This window comes from Acuticoccus sp. MNP-M23 (assembly GCF_031195445.1).
Taxonomy (GTDB): domain Bacteria; phylum Pseudomonadota; class Alphaproteobacteria; order Rhizobiales; family Amorphaceae; genus Acuticoccus.
Window position 1 is genome coordinate 3,538,294 of record NZ_CP133480.1, and the last position, 16,819, is coordinate 3,555,112.

Annotated in this window: 17 protein-coding genes and 1 pseudogene; 13 read left to right on the forward strand and 5 right to left on the reverse strand. The window is 65.7% G+C overall.

Annotated features, from left to right (window positions below; all coding sequences use genetic code 11):
* Nucleotides 1-76: 76 nt before the first annotated feature.
* Together RDV64_RS16300 and RDV64_RS16305 are read right to left on the reverse strand one after the other, a co-directional pair.
* Nucleotides 77-343, reverse strand: coding sequence for an antitoxin (locus RDV64_RS16300; RefSeq protein ID WP_309195990.1), 267 nt, complete (start codon nucleotides 341-343; stop codon nucleotides 77-79).
* Between the two features lie 735 nt (nucleotides 344-1,078).
* Nucleotides 1,079-1,552, reverse strand: a complete 474-nt coding sequence (locus RDV64_RS16305) for a PRC-barrel domain-containing protein (RefSeq protein ID WP_309195991.1) — start codon at nucleotides 1,550-1,552, stop codon at nucleotides 1,079-1,081.
* 245 nt (nucleotides 1,553-1,797) lie between these two features.
* Here RDV64_RS16305 and RDV64_RS16310 point away from each other — a divergent pair.
* Nucleotides 1,798-2,204 (forward strand): annotated as a pseudogene (locus tag RDV64_RS16310) (transposase); the annotation flags it as partial.
* 123 nt (nucleotides 2,205-2,327) lie between these two features.
* A complete protein-coding gene (locus tag RDV64_RS16315) occupies nucleotides 2,328-2,717 on the forward strand; it encodes a tautomerase family protein (protein ID WP_309195992.1) in 390 nt (129 codons plus the stop codon).
* A gap of 222 nt (nucleotides 2,718-2,939) precedes the next feature.
* Here the strand turns inward: RDV64_RS16315 and RDV64_RS16320 are convergent, their stop codons facing one another.
* The gene (locus RDV64_RS16320; RefSeq protein ID WP_309195993.1) at nucleotides 2,940-3,854 is read right to left on the reverse strand and encodes a LysR substrate-binding domain-containing protein; all 915 of its coding nucleotides are present in this window, start codon (nucleotides 3,852-3,854) and stop codon (nucleotides 2,940-2,942) included.
* 134 nt (nucleotides 3,855-3,988) lie between these two features.
* Here RDV64_RS16320 and RDV64_RS16325 point away from each other — a divergent pair, with 134 nt between their 5' ends.
* On the forward strand, nucleotides 3,989-4,369 hold the full coding sequence (locus RDV64_RS16325) for a VOC family protein (RefSeq protein ID WP_309195994.1): 381 nt from the start codon (nucleotides 3,989-3,991) through the stop codon (nucleotides 4,367-4,369).
* A gap of 7 nt (nucleotides 4,370-4,376) precedes the next feature.
* Here the strand turns inward: RDV64_RS16325 and mgtE are convergent, their stop codons facing one another.
* Nucleotides 4,377-5,756 (reverse strand): magnesium transporter, encoded by a 1,380-nt coding sequence (gene mgtE / locus RDV64_RS16330; protein ID WP_309195995.1) that lies wholly within the window; start codon nucleotides 5,754-5,756, stop codon nucleotides 4,377-4,379.
* Between the two features lie 157 nt (nucleotides 5,757-5,913).
* On the opposite strand from mgtE, the gene RDV64_RS16335 reads away from it, so the two are divergent.
* The 9 genes from RDV64_RS16335 (at nucleotide 5,914) to RDV64_RS16375 (ending at nucleotide 14,667) form a co-directional block, all read left to right on the forward strand.
* A complete protein-coding gene (locus tag RDV64_RS16335; RefSeq protein ID WP_309195996.1) occupies nucleotides 5,914-7,305 on the forward strand; it encodes an ethanolamine ammonia-lyase subunit EutB in 1,392 nt (463 codons plus the stop codon).
* 4 nt (nucleotides 7,306-7,309) lie between these two features.
* Nucleotides 7,310-8,086 (forward strand): ethanolamine ammonia-lyase subunit EutC, encoded by a 777-nt coding sequence (eutC, locus tag RDV64_RS16340; RefSeq protein ID WP_309195997.1) that lies wholly within the window; start codon nucleotides 7,310-7,312, stop codon nucleotides 8,084-8,086.
* A gap of 105 nt (nucleotides 8,087-8,191) precedes the next feature.
* Nucleotides 8,192-8,518 (forward strand): hypothetical protein, encoded by a 327-nt coding sequence (locus RDV64_RS16345; RefSeq protein ID WP_309195998.1) that lies wholly within the window; start codon nucleotides 8,192-8,194, stop codon nucleotides 8,516-8,518.
* Nucleotides 8,519-8,587: 69 nt separating this feature from the next.
* Complete coding sequence (locus RDV64_RS16350; RefSeq protein ID WP_309195999.1) at nucleotides 8,588-9,310, forward strand: FCD domain-containing protein; 723 nt, start codon at nucleotides 8,588-8,590, stop codon at nucleotides 9,308-9,310.
* Nucleotides 9,311-9,315: 5 nt separating this feature from the next.
* Complete coding sequence (locus RDV64_RS16355; protein ID WP_309199527.1) at nucleotides 9,316-10,527, forward strand: PLP-dependent transferase; 1,212 nt, start codon at nucleotides 9,316-9,318, stop codon at nucleotides 10,525-10,527.
* Nucleotides 10,524-11,789: a sugar ABC transporter substrate-binding protein gene (locus tag RDV64_RS16360; RefSeq protein ID WP_309196000.1), complete on the forward strand. Its 1,266-nt coding sequence runs from the start codon at nucleotides 10,524-10,526 to the stop codon at nucleotides 11,787-11,789. The genes RDV64_RS16355 and RDV64_RS16360 overlap by 4 nt, the downstream gene beginning before the upstream one ends.
* A gap of 37 nt (nucleotides 11,790-11,826) precedes the next feature.
* Nucleotides 11,827-12,753 (forward strand): carbohydrate ABC transporter permease, encoded by a 927-nt coding sequence (locus RDV64_RS16365; protein ID WP_375143758.1) that lies wholly within the window; start codon nucleotides 11,827-11,829, stop codon nucleotides 12,751-12,753.
* On the forward strand, nucleotides 12,750-13,601 hold the full coding sequence (locus tag RDV64_RS16370; protein ID WP_309196001.1) for a carbohydrate ABC transporter permease: 852 nt from the start codon (nucleotides 12,750-12,752) through the stop codon (nucleotides 13,599-13,601). The genes RDV64_RS16365 and RDV64_RS16370 overlap by 4 nt, the downstream gene beginning before the upstream one ends.
* A gap of 4 nt (nucleotides 13,602-13,605) precedes the next feature.
* Complete coding sequence (locus RDV64_RS16375; protein WP_309196002.1) at nucleotides 13,606-14,667, forward strand: sn-glycerol-3-phosphate ABC transporter ATP-binding protein UgpC; 1,062 nt, start codon at nucleotides 13,606-13,608, stop codon at nucleotides 14,665-14,667.
* Nucleotides 14,668-14,901: 234 nt separating this feature from the next.
* Here RDV64_RS16375 and RDV64_RS16380 read toward each other — a convergent pair whose 3' ends face one another.
* The gene (locus RDV64_RS16380) at nucleotides 14,902-15,693 is read right to left on the reverse strand and encodes an SDR family NAD(P)-dependent oxidoreductase (RefSeq protein WP_309196003.1); all 792 of its coding nucleotides are present in this window, start codon (nucleotides 15,691-15,693) and stop codon (nucleotides 14,902-14,904) included.
* Between the two features lie 121 nt (nucleotides 15,694-15,814).
* Between RDV64_RS16380 and RDV64_RS16385 the strand changes: the two genes are divergently transcribed.
* On the forward strand, nucleotides 15,815-16,753 hold the full coding sequence (locus tag RDV64_RS16385) for a carbohydrate kinase (protein ID WP_309196004.1): 939 nt from the start codon (nucleotides 15,815-15,817) through the stop codon (nucleotides 16,751-16,753).
* The last annotated feature ends 66 nt before the right edge of the window (nucleotides 16,754-16,819 follow it).

Consider the following 16,819-nt stretch of genomic DNA (forward strand, 5'->3'; position numbering starts at 1 on the left):
TTTGATTAACTCACTTTGGCTGCCGGCCTCGATCTTCTTTATCGCAAAATTGATCCAAATCGGAAGGGATCCGCTTTTACACCACGTGAGGACGTCGTCCCTCGCTCTTGATGTCGTCGGCGCTCGTCGTCACCAGATCGCCGGCATCGGCCTCGGCAAGGCGGGGGCTGAGCAGCGCCTTCAAGGCCGCCAGTGCCTCGGCGTCGGTCATCGTCTCCGGCGAAGGCATGTCGACCAGAGCACGGCTCAACACATAGTCCTTGATGCTGAGGCCCTTCAGCGCGGCCATCGCTTTCAGCTGGTGGTGTTCGTGGGCGCTGATGTCGATCGAAAGGCGGGGCATGACGGACTCCTCTGGCACGTCCAGTCAACATAGGCGCCGGGCGCCCACATTGACAACATTTGTTGCCATTGTGTCCGGTCGCTCGCCGCCGACACGGAAAACTTATCCCCGCCCCCCACAGCGCCCCTAAACTCCCTCCCGTCGCCTGGCTCAAGGGAGGCGTGCCGGACCGTCCGCTGCGAGAGCCAGGGGCTTCGGTTGCCGTGAGGGACGGGGCTTAACGGACCCAACAACTCGCGGTGGACCGGGTGTGCTGTCTGCCGTGCCGGGAAACCGGCCGGCCCGCGAGGCCGCGTGCGCGTCCAGTTTCCGCCGTCGCGGGCGGAGGACGAAAGCAAGGACGGGCAACAAGACGCCCGAGCCAAGGCACCGGAGGCAGCAGCCGGGAAACCGGCCGGCCGTTACCGCCACCACCCGCAAAAAGCCGAAAGGATGGGACGCGGTTGCGGCTCATTTTTTAATTTCAAGCGAGCCGCAACCGCGTCCCGCCTTTCCCAGCCCGGCCGGTAACGGCGCGGGATCGCCCCCGTGCGTCCAAAGCGTCGAGCCAAGGCAAACTCCTTGTGAAGGCACTTCGGCGCCCTTTCAGTTCCAGCCGGGTACTGGGCCGGGATCTTCCTGAGCCCATCAAGCTGGAAAACGGAAAAGACCCGCCCCGGTTTCCCGAGGCGGGCCTTTCCATCAAGGTTCAATTTTCTCTGGAAAATCGAACCATCACCAATCAGGCGATACAGATCAGTCCCAGAAACCTTCGTCGACGCTCGGCAGCTCCTCGAGCTGCTCCTCGTTGTAGCGCGTAATGAGGCTGAAGGTCCCGTCGTCGATCGGGACGAGATCGAGGTCGCCCACGCGGATCATCACGTGCTTGTCGCCAATGTCGAGGAAACCGCCGACTTCGGCCACGACGCCGACCATCTTGCCCGAACGATCGAGAATGATGTCTTCGATTTCGCCGATCTTGTTCCAGTCAGCGCCAACGCCGTCATATTCGGACCAGCCCCAGATGGTGTCGCCGTCACGGCCCCAGGAACCTTCGTCATGGGCTTCATTGGTCGTGTAGATCGGGCCGCCCGTGATGTCGCGGGTCCGGATAAGCTGTGCGTAGTCGGCTTCCGTCATTGCCGTCGTGCTGGTCGGTGCGGCCTGCTGCGAGAGTGCCGGAGTCGCGGCAAAGATCAGCGCGGCTGCGGTGGCTGTGAGAAAGCGCATGTAAGCTCCTTGTTTCGTCTTCACCAAACCAACGGGATCACCGACATATCGTTCCTTGATTCTAGGACGCTGATCCCACAGCGCGCGAAAAGGACGGTGTCCGAGCGTCAACCTTGAGCGCCCGAGTCGGCCTGTTATTGAAGAGCGCTGGCGACCATGCCGGAAAAATCTGGTCGGTCGGAGAGTGTGTGCGCATGGGATATGAAGCCGCCGCAGCCGGCAGCCGTCACGCAGCAGGCGCCTTCCGCGGTTTCGATGGCGCCAGGAAGATCACCGGCCGCGAGCGCCACATTGCCGTCGACACCGACGGTGGCCTGTTGATGGTCAACCTCACCCCAGCCGATATCTCGGACAGCGCCGGCGCACAGCACATCCCCGATGCGATCCGCAAGCGGCGGCGTGGGCTAAAGCGCTTGTTCGCCGATGTCGCCGATGACAGCTGACAGAGAAGGCGGGGTTCAAGGCTTTGATCGAGATCGTGCGCCGGATTGCCGGTGATCCCGGCGTGGTCTTGCCGAGGCGTCGGGTGGCCGGCCGCACCTGAAGCTGAATGACCCGCTGGCGTCGCCTCATCCACGATCTTGAAGAGCGCGTCGACGTCATGATTCATGTCGCGATGGGTGGCCTGCTCCTCCGATACATCAGCCACTGACCGCAATTCTCAATCAGCTTCCGAGAGTTCGAGCCGGCTGTTCTTTTTGCATGGCTGATAACAGCGGAACCTACGAAGCATAGTTGTCGTTATCGGGATACGTTAAATAAAAAGGTAAAATCTGTGCCACTCATCCGAATCGACATCCTTGAAGGCCGTAGCGACGCCGAGATCGAAACCATGCTGGATACGGTTCAATCCTGTGCCGTCGATGCATTCGAAGTTCCCGACAGCGACCGCTACCAGATCGTCACCGAGCACAAGCCGGGTCGGCTGATCGCCAAGGATACGGGATTGGGATTCGAGCGGACCGACAAGGTCACGATCGTCCATGTGTTCACCTCGCCGCGCACGCCCGAGATGAAAAAGAAATTCTACCGCCTTCTCGCCGACCGGTTAAAGAGCAACTGCGGCATCGCGCAGACCGACCTTTTCGTCGCCGTCACTCCCAACGGCGTCGGCGACTGGAGTTTCGCCAATGGTGAGGCCCAGTACATGACCGGAAGACTTTGATCCTACCTGCACGGGCCGCGACGCTGAACGACGTCGCGGCCGTTTGCATAAGGCGGTGCTCTGGTCGTCGCTGAAGACCACCTCCATCGGCCTTGCCATGGCTTGGTCGGCGGCTCGCCGCTGGCACGGGTTCAATGCGGATCGCGCGCTTCCTGCAATTGCGAGTAGGCCCGGCCACAGCGCCGAAACCTGTTCGCGCCCGCACTGGCTCGCCCAAAAACCTCACGCCGCCGCAGCGTCCGGCAGAAGCGCGCGCATCGATGCGTCGGCGAGGCGCTGGACGTCGCGGTAGCGTTCGCGGCCGCGGCGTACGATGAGCTGCAACTGCCGCCCTTCGCCGGCCGGCTCCAGAAGCGCGGTGTGAAGCCCCGCCATCGCCGCGTGGTTCTCCCGCACAAACGGCTCGGGCATGATCGTCTGCCCCATGCCCGAGCGCACCAGCGACAGCAACGTCGCGAACGAGGACGGGCCGATCCGCGTCGTCAGCGCTTCGAGGTCACGGGCGCGGGCACGCCGGATTGCCTCGCTCACCACCTCGCGAAAGCAGTGCCCCTCCTGCATCAGAAGGAGCGGCCCGGTGAGGTCGTCGACGGTGGCAGGCGAGGGCAGCGGCGCGGTGGAGACCGCCACCAGCCGCTCTTCGGCCAGCGGCAGCGCAACGAGCGATTGCACGCGCGGCAGCGTTGCGGTGATGGCAAAGTCCAGGCTGTCGCCGCCCACGGCAAGCTCCAGCGCGTCGGTCTTGTCCTCCACAAAGTCGATGTTGGAGTCTTCGTTGAGTGCGGCCAGCATCCCGAGAAAGCGCGGCGCGAAATAGGGCGCAATGGTCGGCAGCACGCCGAAGCGCACCGGGCGGCCGAGCAGAATGCCGTCGCCGGACGTGGTGCGCTGCACGCGGTAAAACGAATCCATGATTTCGCGCGCGGCGGACAACACCTCCGAACCCTCGGCGGTGACGGTGGCCGCCCCATGGCGCCGCTCCACCAGCGTCAGTCCGAGCAGCTCCTCCATCCGCCTCAGCTGGGCCGACAGGGTGGGCTGGGAGATGCCACACGCCTCCGCCGCACGCGAAAAACTCCCATGTTCGGCAATCGCGATAAAATACTCCAGATCGCGAAAGCGCAGCAGCTTCATCATGGGCCGTCATCCTTGATCGATCGGGCATACATAGGTGCTTCGGCCAGAACGCTGAACCTTTCAAGGCGGCTGAATTTAAGGCAGGCTGTGTGGGAGCGGCCCGGCGCGGGGCGGCGTTTCAGGGAAACGGTCAAATGAGTCACGGAACAGTGTGCTGGTCGGAGTGTGTCACGCGGGACGTTGCGGCCACCAAGGCTCACTACGGCGCCGTCTGCGGGTGGACCTTCACCGACCAGCCGATGGACGGCTTTACCTACACCATGGCCATGCTGGGAGACGTTCCGGTCTGCGGGATCATGGACCTTGCGGCTCTGGACAGCCCCGGCGTCGAGCCGCACTGGATGACGTACCTCGCGGTGGACGACATCGAAGCCGCGGTCGCAGCGTCGGACCGGACCGGCGGGCGCACCATCCGTCCCCCGTTCGAGGTGGCCGGTGTCGGGCAGTTCGCGATTGTGCAGGAGCCGGGCGGTGCGGTCGCTGGTCTGCTGCAACCCGCCGCCGAACTCGGCTGAGCGGTCGTCAGGCCAGCGCGAACCACCACTGCGCAATGGCGAGAAAGGCGAAGAAGCCGATCACGTCCGTCAGCGTGGTGAGGAACACCGAGGAGGCGACGGCGGGGTCGGCCCCCAGCTTGTCCAGCAGCATCGGCAGCGCGGCGCCGAACATCCCCGCGCAGATGATGTTGAAGACGATGGCAACCGCAATCACCACCCCGAGGTCGATGCTGCCGAACCACGCAAACGCGACAATTCCGACGCAGACCGCAACGGCGGTGCCGTTCATCATCGCCACCAGAATTTCCCGGCCGATCACCTTCAGCACGTTGCGCTTGTTGATCTGCCGCTGGGAGATGGCGCGCACGGTCACCGTCATTGCCTGAATGCCGGCGTTGCCCCCCAGCGCCGTCACCACCGGCATCAGGATCGCAAGCGCCACCATGGCCGAGATGGTGGCATCGAACAGCGCAATGACTCCCGACGCCAGGAACGCCGTGACCATGTTGATCATCAGCCACGGGATGCGGGTCCTGGCGACGTAGAAGGGGGTATCGGAAAGCTCGGCGTCACCGGCACCGGCCAGCGCGCGGATGTCCTCGTCCGCTTCCTGCTCGATGACGTCGACAATATCGTCGATGGTGAGCATGCCGACGAGGCGGTCGGCCTCGTCCACCACGGCGGCGGAGAGGAGGTTGTAGCGCTGGAAGATGCGCGCGGCCTCTTCCTGGTCCTCCTCCGCCTTGATGGTCCGCGGCTCGTCATCCATGATCTCGGTGATCTTCACCGGGCGCCGGGTGCGCAGCAGGCGGTCGAGCGCCACGGTGCCCATCAGCCGGAAGGTGGCATCGACGACGAAGATCTGGGTGAAATTGTCGGGCAGGTCCTCTTCTTCGCGCAGCGCGTCGATCACCTGGCCCACCGTCCAGAAGGGCGGCATCGCCACAAAGTCCGTCTGCATCCGCCGGCCGGCGGTTTCCTCCGGAAAGTCGAGCGAGCGCTTGAGGCGGTGGCGCATCGCAAAGGGCAGCTGCGCCAGGATCGCCTCGGACTGCTCGTCCTCGAGATCTTCCAGAATGTAGACCGCGTCGTCCGAATCCAGCTCGGCGATACCCTCGGCGACAGCCTTGGGTTCCAGCTCCGACAGGATCTGGTTGCGCGCCGCATCTTCAAGCTCGGTGAGGGCGGTGAAGTCGAACGCATCGCCAAGGAGCCGCACGAACTCCACCCGCAGGTCGACGCCGAGGCGGGAGATGAGCTCAGCCACATCCGACTCGTGGAAGTCAGCCACGAGCGTTTTCAGCGTCTCAGCGTCGCCATTCTCGACGAGCGCGGACACTTCAGCGACGACAGCGTCGTCGATTTCATCCTCTGTCTGCTCGGCGCGGTCGGCGACGTCGGCCATCAGCGGTCCTTCCTTCGCGGCGCAACGGACGCCAGCGGGTTAACGCAAAGAGGTGAGCGGAGCGTGACGGCGCCGAACGGCAGGGCTGCGCGCGTCTTTACCATCGTTGCCGTCATGGGCAAACTAAGGCGGGCACATCATAAGGCGAGACGTGGCAATGAGCTATCGCGCAACGGTCGCTGGCGAGCGGCACAATTTTGACGGTCTGGCCGCGTTGATGGCGAAGGCGACGCCCCAGCGCTCCGGCGATGCGCTGGCCGGGGTCGCGGCGGAAAGCGAGCAGCAGCGCGCCGCAGCCCAGATCGCGCTGGCCGACGTGCCCCTCGCCACGTTCCTGACGGAGGCCGTCGTCCCCTACGAAGACGACGACGTGACGCGCCTCATCATCGACACCCATGATTCCGGGGCGTTTGCGCCCGTGGCCGGCCTCACGGTGGGCGGCCTGCGCGACCATCTCCTGTCCGACGCGGTGGACACCGCAACGCTTGCCGCGCTGGCACCGGGGCTGACGCCGGAAATGGTGGCCGCCGTGGCCAAGATCAGCCGCAATCAGGACCTCATCCTCGCCGCCAGAAAGGTGGAGGTGACCACGGCCTTCAGGGACACCATCGGCCTCAGGGGCCGGCTGTCGACCCGCATCCAGCCCAACCACCCGAACGACGATCCGGGCGGGGTCGCAGCGTCCACGCTGGACGGGCTGATGTATGCCGGCGGCGATGCGGTGATCGGCGTCAACCCGGCGTCCGACAACACCGCCGCTGTCGCGGGCCTCCTCAAACTGCTCGACGAGATCATCAACACCTACGCGATTCCCACCCAGTCCTGCGTTCTGTCTCACGTCACCACCACCATTGCTGCAATCGAGGCGGGGGCACCGGTGGATCTGGTGTTCCAGTCCATTGCCGGGACGGAGGCGGCCAACCGCAGCTTCGGGTTCGGGCTGGAGACCTTGCGCGAGGGGCGGGAGGCGGCGCTGTCGCTGAATCGCGGCACGGTGGGCAACAACGTCATGTATTTTGAAACGGGGCAGGGGTCGTGCCTGTCCGCGAACGCGCACCACGGCGTCGACCAGCAGACGCTGGAGGCGCGGGCCTATGCGGTGGCGCGCGCCTACGATCCGCTTCTGGTCAACACCGTGGTCGGCTTCATCGGGCCGGAATATCTGTACGACGGTCGCGAGATCATCCGGGCGGGTCTTGAAGATCATTTCTGCGGCAAGATCCTCGGCGTGCCGATGGGGTGTGACGTCTGCTACACCAACCACGCCGAGGCCGACCAGAACGACATGGACACGCTGATGACCGTTCTGGGCGCTGCCGGCGTCACGTTCATCATGGGCATTCCGGGGTCGGACGACATCATGCTGAACTACCAGACCACCTCGTTCCACGATGCACTTTACCTTCGCCGCGCGCTTGGCCTGCGCCCTGCACCCGAGTTCGAGACATGGCTGGAGGAGGCGGGGATCATGCGCGGGGACGGTGCGTTCAGGCTGACGGACGGGCGCCAGGGCGCCTTTGCGCGGGCCATCGAGCAGGCGGCCGCCTGAGCCTATGAGCGAGCCCGATGCCTGGCGGACCCTTCGCCGTTTCACCGCTGCACGGATCGGCCTTGGCCGCACCGGCGTGTCGCTTCCCACCGACCGGGCGCTGGAGTTCCAGGCCGCCCACGCCGCCGCCCGCACAGCGGTTCACGAGGCGCTGGATGCGGACGCATTGGCCGAGGCGCTGGCGGAGAGCTTCCCCGGCGTTGCAGCCGTGACCACCGAGGCGCCGGACCGGACCACCTACCTCAAGCGGCCGGACCTTGGCCGCAAGCTGAGCGCGGCGGGCAGGGCGAGCCTCGCCCCCGCGCCGTGCAATGTCGCGGTGGTGATCTGCGACGGCCTGTCCGCCCGCGCCGTCTCCGCGCACGCCGCGCCGCTCCTCGCCGATCTCCTGCCGCGGTTTTCGGCGGATGGCATCACGGTCGGCCCGCTCACCATCGTCACCGAGGGGCGCGTTGCGGTGGGCGATGCGGTCGGCGCGGCCTTGGGGGCGGATCTGGTGCTGATGCTGATCGGCGAGCGGCCGGGACTTTCGGCCAGCGACAGCCTCGGCATCTACATCACTCACGGGCCGCGGCCCGGTCGCTCCGATGCGGAGCGCAATTGCATCTCCAACGTGCGGCCGGAGGGGCTCGCCTATCCACAGGCCGCCTACCGCGCGCACTATCTCGTCAGCGAGGCGCTGTCCCGCGGCCATTCGGGCGTGGCGCTGAAGGACGACACTGTATCGCCCGATGCAATCGGCGGTGGCTCCGCGGCATTTCTCCTCTCCAAGACAAGCTGATTTCGGGTCGTTGCCTCCCGGCTTCTGAATTGACCGAGGTCGGACGGAAAGTGACTGCATCCCGTGCTATCCTGCGGTGGCAATTAACAACGGGAGAACTTGAAAATGCGTGCCATCATTATTGCAGCTGTTGGAACGATGTTTGTGGGCAGTGCGGCACTTGCAGCCGATTCCCATAAAATCGTGCTCGAAGCAGGAAAAGCGTCCGTTTACAACATCGAAGCGCACGTCGGAGATACTATCGAGATCACGCACGAGGACGAAACCGACGCCAAACACGACCTCTATGCCACTGACGAAGCGCATACTTTCGATCTGACCGGAATGCAGCATGGCGACCATTACGACTTCAAGGTCGTGGAGCCGGGAACTTTCGTGATTCACTGCCACGCGATGGAAGAGATGAAAATCACGGTGAACGTACAGGAATGAATGCACGCGTCGCTGGACAGCGGCGCGGAAGTTTGCAAACTGGTCTGACCTCTTGAGGGAAGGGCCTTTGTGGCAAGCAGAGCGTTGGGCGAGCGGGACGGCAGCATCACGGCGCTGAGGGATTTCCTCGCAGCGTCGGACCTTGCCGTCGGTGCGCAGCTCCCCGGCGAGCGGCGCCTCATGGCCGAGCTTTCCGTCGGCCGCTCTTCGCTGCGCGAGGCCATCGGGCGGCTGGCCGCGGTCGGCGTTCTCGAAGTCCGGCACGGCAGCGGGACGTACCTGCGCCGGCCGATCACCCAGCACACCCTCGTCATGCCGCTCGCCATCGAGGCAGAGCGCGACGATTTCCTGCGCCTCGTGGAAGTCCGCCGCGGGCTGGAGGCGGAGGCTGCGGCGCTGGCCTCGGAGCGGGCGAGCGCGTCCACCATCGCCGGCATCGAGGACAAGCTGACGACCATGGAAGCCGCGTTCCATGCGCAGGGGACGGCGGGGCCCGAAGACCTTGCCTTCCACCTCTCCATCTACGCGGCCAGCGGAAACCCGCTGTTCGGCCAGTTTCTGGAGCTGATGCGCGGCGCGCTGGACGAGCTTTTTGCAAAGCCGTTCAACCGCGAGGACTTTGCCCGCCGCTCCTTCCCCATGCACCGCACCCTGTTCGAGGCCATCGCAAGGCGCGATGCCGACGATGCGCGCCGCCAGACCCACCTCATCCTCGACATCGTGCGCGAGGATCTCATCGAGATGGCGCTGGTCGCCCTCCCGGACGCAAGCCGGCCGGAGGCCGCGCAATGAACGACATGAACCCCACCAACCCCCGCCAGACCCGGCCCAACATGGCCCGTGCGCAGGAGATCGTCGCCCACGACGACACCCACCTCGAAAATGCCGTGGTCCCGCCGCTCTTCCAGACCTCGCTGTTCACCTTCCCCAACGTCGACGCGATGATGGCGACCTACGCCGGCAAGGCGCCGCGTCCGGTCTATTCGCGCGGGATGAACCCCACGGTGCGCGCCTTTGAAGAAAAGATCGCGGCGCTGGAGGGAGCGGAGGACGCGCTGGCGGCGGCGAGTGGCATGGCGGCGATCTCGTCCGCCGTCCTCTCCATCGTGCGGCCGGGGGACCGGCTCGTCAGCGTCACCCACGTCTACCCGGACGCCTACCGCTTCTTCGAGACGTTTCTCGACAATTTCGGCGTCAGCGTTTCGTACGTGGACGGGCGGGACGAGGGGGCCGTGGCCGAGGCCGTCCACGGCGCCAAGGTGCTTTACCTTGAAAGCCCCAACAGCTGGATGATGGAAACCCACGACCTTGCCCGCCTTGCCGACATCGCAAGGGCGGCGGGTGCCGTGACCATCGCCGACAATTCGTGGGCAACCCCGGTGTTCCAGCGTCCGCTGGACCTAGGCGTCGACATGGTGGTCCACTCCGCCTCCAAATACATCTCCGGCCACAGCGATACGGTTGCGGGCGTCATTGCCGGGCCGACCGCGCGCATCAACAAGGTGCGCGGCGAGATCCTGCCTTATCTCGGCGCCAAGCTCGGACCGTTCGAGGCGTGGCTGCTCCTGCGCGGCCTGCGCACGCTGCCGACCCGCCTTGCCGAGCATGAGCGCGCCGCCCTCACCATCGCGGAGCGGCTGGCAGCGCACCCTGCGGTCAGCCGTGTGCACCACCCGCGTCTGGCCGGGCCGCTGTCGCCGGGGCTGGAAGGCACATCCGGGCTCTTCTCCATCGAGCTGGAGGAGACCGTGGACATCAAGGCGTTCTGCGACGGGTTGCGGCTCTTCAAGCTCGGCGTGTCGTGGGGCGGGCACGAGAGCCTTGTGTGTCCGGCGCTTGTCACCCGCGTTCAGGTGGGCGGGCCGAACCCGACATTCGCCTTCGGCGTGCCGGAGCGGATGGTGCGCCTGCACATCGGCCTCGAAGGCACGGATGCGCTTTGGGCCGACCTGTCGCAGGCGCTCGAAGGCGCGACCATCACCCAATCAACAAAAGGGGAGAGATCATGAAATTTCTGACGCTTACCGCCGCAGCAGCGCTTGCGCTGGGCGCCGGCACCGCCGCAGTTTCGGCGCAGACGCTGGAGCTGGTGGAAGTCATCACCAGCCCGCAGCGCACCGAGACGCTGCAGACGATGGTGGACGAGTTCGAGGCAGCCAACCCCGGCGTGACGGTGGAAATCACCTCGCTGCCATGGGGCCAGGCGTTCGAGAAGTTCGCCACGATGGTGTCCGCCGGGCAGACCCCCGACGTGGTGGAAATGCCCGACCGCTGGCTCTCCCTTTACGCCAGCAACAACGCGCTGGAGAGCCTCGAACCCTACATCAAGGATTGGGACGCCGCCTCCGGCCTTAACGACCGGGCGCTTGAGTTCGCCCGCGCCTACGACGACACCGCGTACATGCTGCCCTACGGCTTCTATCTGCGCGCAATGTTCTACAACAAGGAGCTGTTCGCGGAGGCCGGCGTCGACGGTCCGCCCAAGACGCTGGAAGAATTCCGCGCCGCCGCCGAGAAGGTTTCCGCACTCGATGGCAAGTACGGCTACTGCCTGCGCGGTGGCCCCGGCGGTCTTAACGGCTGGATGATGTTCGGCGCCACCATGAACGGCGCGGACAACTACTTTGCCGAGGACGGCACCTCCAACCTCGACAGCGAGGGCTGGGTGAAGGGCATGAGTTTCCTGGCCGACCTCTACAAGGACAAGCTCGCCCCTGAGGATTCCATCAACTGGGGCTTCAACGAGATCGTCGGCGGCTTCTATTCCGGCACCTGCGCGATGCTGGACCAGGACCCCGATGCGCTGATCGCCATTGCCGAGCGGATGGACGGCGATGCCTTCGGTGTCGCGCCGTTCCCCAAGGGGCCGGACGGCAAGGCGTTCCCGACCATCGGTTACGCCGGCTGGTCGATGTTCGCCGACAGCGAGGAAAAGGACCTCGCCTGGAAGCTGATCCAGCACCTTGAGAGCGAAGAGGCCAACATCACCTGGAACAAGCGGATCGGCGCGCTGCCGATCTACACGGCCGCCGAGAGCGACGAGTTCTATTCCGGCCCGCAGTTCGCCGGCTGGTTCGAGGAGCTGTCCGACCCCGACGTCAGCCCGACCTCCATGCCCACCTACCTGCCGGAGTTCGCGTTCTTTGCCGACTCCATCGTACCGCGCACCAGCCAGGAGGCTCTGCTTGGCCGCCGCACGGTCGAGGACATGGCGAAGGAGTGGGCCGAGACGCTCACCAAGTCGCAGCAGCAGTACCAGTCGTCGAAGTAAGGACTGACATGACCATCGCCACGATGAGGCGGCGGCGTTGACCGCCGCCGCCAATGCCGCGCCGCTGCCACGTCGGCGGCGCGGGGTGTTCACCCGGCTGGAGGCGTATTTCTATACGGCGCCTGCAGTCATCCTCATCGTGGCGGTTATGCTGGTGCCCCTTGCGGTGGGCGTCTCCTACGCTTTCCGCAACATCGAACTTCTCAACCCGTTTTCCGGCGGCTACGTCGGCCTTGAAAACTTCCGCGAGCTTGCCGGGGACGCCAACTTCGGCCGGGCCCTCGTCAACACCGTGTGGTGGACGTTCGGCTCGGTGTTCATCCAGTTCCTGATGGGCCTTGGCCTTGCGCTCCTGCTGCGCGACGCGTTTCCGGGCCGCAAGATCGTCCAGGCGCTGGTGTTCCTGCCCTGGGCGGTGCCGACATTCCTCACCGGCCTCGACTGGGCGTGGCTGTTCAACCCCGTTGTCGGCCCGCTGCCGCACTGGATGGCAGCACTCGGCATCCTCGACACGCCGCGCAACATCCTTGCGGACCCCGACCTTGCCATGTGGGGGCCGATCACCGCCAACGTCTGGTACGGCGTGCCGTTTTTTGCGATCACGCTCTTGGCCGCCCTCCAGTCGATCCCGGACGAGCTTTACGAGGCCGCCGCCATCGACGGGGCAGGCGCCTGGCGCCGCTTCACCGACCTCACGCTGCCGTTCCTGGCGCCCACCATCGCCATCACCGTGATGCTGCGCACCATCTGGATCGCCAATTTCGCCGACCTCATTGTCGTGATGACCGGCGGCGGGCCGGCGGACACCACGCAGATCGTCGCGAGCTACATCTTCACGCAGGCCTACCGGCGGCTCGACTTCGGCTATGCGTCGGCCATCGCGCTGGTGCTCCTCGTCCTCCTGATGCTTTACGCGCTGGCGATCATCACCTTGCGCCGGATGATGCTGAGGGAGCCGTCATGATCGGAGGACGCCGCTCACTGCCCGGCCGGGTGCTGTTCTGGTCGCTGAAATACACCGCGATCGCGTTCTATCTCGGCTTTGCGCTGTTTCCGCTGTTCTGGCTCCTGAAAGTGTCGGTCACGCCCAACGATCTCCTTTATTCGGAGGGGATCCGCATGTGGCCGTCGGCAACCACCTGGGCCAACTACGTCTTCGTGCTGACAAAAAGCGATTTTCCGCTGTTCTTCCTGAACTCGGTGATCGTGTCGGGCTCCACGGCGCTGATCGTCACCGTTGTGGCGGCGGCGGCGGGCTATGCGTTCTCGCGCTTCCGCTTCCGCGGCAAGCTCATCATCACCGCGCTGATGCTGATGACGCAGATGTTCCCCATCGTCATGCTGATCGCACCGATGTTCCGCCTGATGCAGCCGCTCGGGCTCACCGACACGCTCACCGGTCTCATCATCGTCTACGTGGCGTTCAACGTACCATTCGCGACCTTCCTGATGCAGTCCTTCTTCGACGGCATCCCCAAGGACCTCGAAGAAGCTGCGATGATTGACGGCGACACCCGCTTCGGCGCGTTCCGCCGCATCGTCCTGCCGCTGACCCTGCCGGGGATCGCGGCAACCTTGGGCTTCGTTTTCACCGCGGCATGGTCGGAGCTTTTGTTCGCGCTGATGCTGATCAACTCCACCGACACGATGACCTTCCCCGTGGGGCTCCTCTCGTTCGTGTCAAAATTCTCGGTCGATTTCGGGCAGATGATGGCGGCGGGCGTGCTGGCGCTGATCCCGGCGTGTCTCTTTTTCGCATTCATCCAGCGCTACCTGGTGCAGGGCCTGACGGCCGGCGCCGTGAAGGGATAGATCCATGGCAACCATCGCAATCGAAGGCGCGCGCAAGCGCTACGGCAACGTCGATGTGCTCCATGGCGTCGACCTTGATGTGGCGGACGGGGAGTTCATCGTGCTGGTCGGCCCGTCCGGCTGCGGCAAGTCCACGCTTTTGCGGATGATCGCGGGGCTCGAGGAGATTTCCGCCGGCACCATCCGCATCGGCGAGCGCATCGTGAACGACCTGGCGCCGCGCGAGCGGGACATCGCCATGGTCTTCCAGTCCTACGCGCTCTACCCGCACATGAATGTCGCCGATAACATGAGCTATTCGCTGCGCCTCAAGCGCGCCGCGAAGGAGACCATCGAGACGGCGGTGGCCGGCGCATCCCGCATTCTGGGGCTGAACGCCTATCTGGCGCGGCGGCCGAAGGCACTGTCGGGCGGGCAGCGGCAGCGCGTCGCCATGGGCCGCGCCATCGTGCGCGAACCCTCCGCCTTTTTGTTCGACGAGCCGCTCTCCAACCTCGATGCGCGGCTGCGTGAAGAGATGCGCGCGGAGATCCGCCAGCTCCACAAGCGGCTCGGCGCCACCTCCATCTACGTGACGCACGACCAGATCGAGGCGATGACCATGGCGGACCGGATCGTCGCGATGCACGACGGGATCGTCCAGCAGGTCGGCACGCCGCTGGAGCTGTACGACCGGCCGGCAAACACCTTCGTGGCGGGCTTCATCGGCGCACCGATGATGAATTTCATCGGCGGGACGGTCGAGGGTAAAACGCTGAGGCTGGCTTCCGGCACAGTGCTGACCCTGGCGGAAGCGCTCCCCGCTGCAAAAACTGTGACGGTAGGCGTGCGGCCGGAGGACGTGACCCTCGCCGAGCCGGGCGCAGACGGCGTCATCGCCGCAACGGCCACGCTGGTGGAGCACACCGGGCTCACCAGCCTCGTCCACGGCGAGGCGAATGGGGTGCGGGTCACTGCGCTGACGCTGGATCGTCCCGACTTTGCCGAAGGGGCTGACGTGGGGTTCGCGTTCGACCCCGCCAAGCTGCACCTGTTCGATGCCGAAAGCGGCGCGCGGCTGAACTAGGGACGGGCGGCGCGTTGCGCCGGCTTTTGTTACTTGCCGGTGCGAGGGGTTCCCCCTCGCGCTCCTCCCGTTCGCCACGTGGCAGGGGTCAGATCAGACGGGCGCTTCGCGACCGGCTGTTCTGATCCCCTGGGGCGAGCTTTGGCCGGTGCGCGGGCGCGTCAAGGGTGAAGGCTGCGCCCGCCTGCGGCGCCCTTGACCCGCCCGCCCACCGGCGGCCGTGCCGGACGGTGCTCAGTCGGGCAGGACAACGCCGAGCTTGGCGAGGAGGCCGCCGTCGACCTTGTAGTCGGCGCCACTGCAGAAGCTTGCTTTGTCGCTGAGGAGGAAGGCAATCATTTCGGCCACTTCGTCGGGGCGGCCGGGGCGGCCGAGCGGCTGGGCCGCACCCCAATGGGCGACCAGCGCGTCCTGGTCTTCGGGGGCGGCGTTCTGGGAGGCGCTGTAGCGGGTCATCGGCGCGTCGATGCAGCCTGGGGAGACGGCGTTGACGCGGATGTTGTCCGGCGCATGGTCCACCGCCATGGCGCGGACGAGACCGAGGATGGCGGCCTTGGAGGTGGAGTAGGCGGCAATGCGGGCCTGCGTTGCCGTTGCCTGTACGGAAGCCAGATGGACGATGGCGCCGCCGCCGGCCGCGCGCATCCGCGGCACGGCAAGGTGGGAGGCGAGATAGGCGCCGTTGAGGTTGATGGACTGGACCCTGTCCCATTCGGCCGGCGCCATGGCCTCCACGGTGCCGAAGGGCTGGATTGCGGCGCTGCAGACCATCATCCGCAAGGGGCCGGCCCTGGCGTCCAGCGTCTGGAAGGCTTCTGTCATCGAGGCCTCGTCGGACACGTCGGCGACGAGGGCGATGGCGTCGAGGCCTTCGCCGGCCAGCGTCTTGCGTGCGGCGTCAAGGTCGCTTTCCTGATGGTTGATGAGCGCCACCGTTGCGCCGCCGCGTGCCAGAAGCCGTGCGGTAGCAAGGCCGATGCCCGTGGCGCCGCCGGTGATCAGCGCTGTCCTGCCCGAAAACTCCACTGCGAAATCCTCCCGTTCGTGTTTGGGCGGACGGTGCGACAGCGGCGGCAAGGTTTCAACCGGCTTGCGCCGGGCCGAGAATCCGGCTCACCCTTCGGGCCGATGACAAGCGGGGGCGGGGATGACAATCCTGGTGTGCGGCGAGGCGCTATACGACGTTTTCTTTGATGGCGAGCGGCCGGAGGGGTTCACCCTCGATGCGCGGATCGGCGGCTCCTGCTTCAACGTGGCGGTGGGCGTTGCGCGGCTTGGTGCGCGCGTTGGCCTTCTGACCGGCATGTCCCGCGACCGGCTTGGAGAGAAGCTGGTGTCGACCCTCGACGCCGAGGGCGTGGACACCGGATTTCTGGCGCGCAAGGACGCCACCACCACGCTGGCCATGGTTTCGCTGCAGGCGGACGGGTCCGCGCAGTACCAGTTCTATGGCGAAGGCGCAGCCGACCGAGCGGTGACGCTGGCCGATCTTCCGCCGGTGAACGTGTTCGACGTGGCGGTGTTCGGCTGCTTCTCGCTGCTGACGGTGCCGACGGGGGACAGTTTTCTGACATTGGCGGGCCGGGCGGCGGAGGCCGGCAAGCTGGTGGCGCTGGACCCCAATGTGCGGCCGACCGTGGAGCCGGATGCAGACGTATGGCGCAGCCGCGTGGATGCCTTCGCGCAGCACGCCGACATCATCAAGGTGAGTGCGGAGGATCTGGCGTTTCTGTATCCGGGGGAGACGGTGGAGGCGCGGGCCGCGGCCTGGCGGGACGGCGGCACTGCCGTTGTGGTGGTGACGAACGGCGGAGACGGTGTCCGGCTCTTTGCTGCCGGCGTGGATGTAACCGTTGCCGCCGACAAGGTTGCCGTGGTGGACACGGTGGGCGCCGGCGACAGTTTTCTGGCCGCGCTTCTGGTGCATCTGGTCGATGCCGGCAAGGCGAACAGCGCGGCTCTTGGTGCGCTCACCGCAGATGACGCGCGTGAGGCGCTGGCCTTTGCGACCCATGCCGCGGCGGTGACCTGCGGGCGGCGTGGCGCGGACCTTCCCCGGCGCTCTGACCTCTCTTCTGTGATTTAATCGACGTTTAAGCTGTGAACGGCGGCGCTTTTGGCCTGTTACAAGGGCGGTTTGCCGGACCCGGAT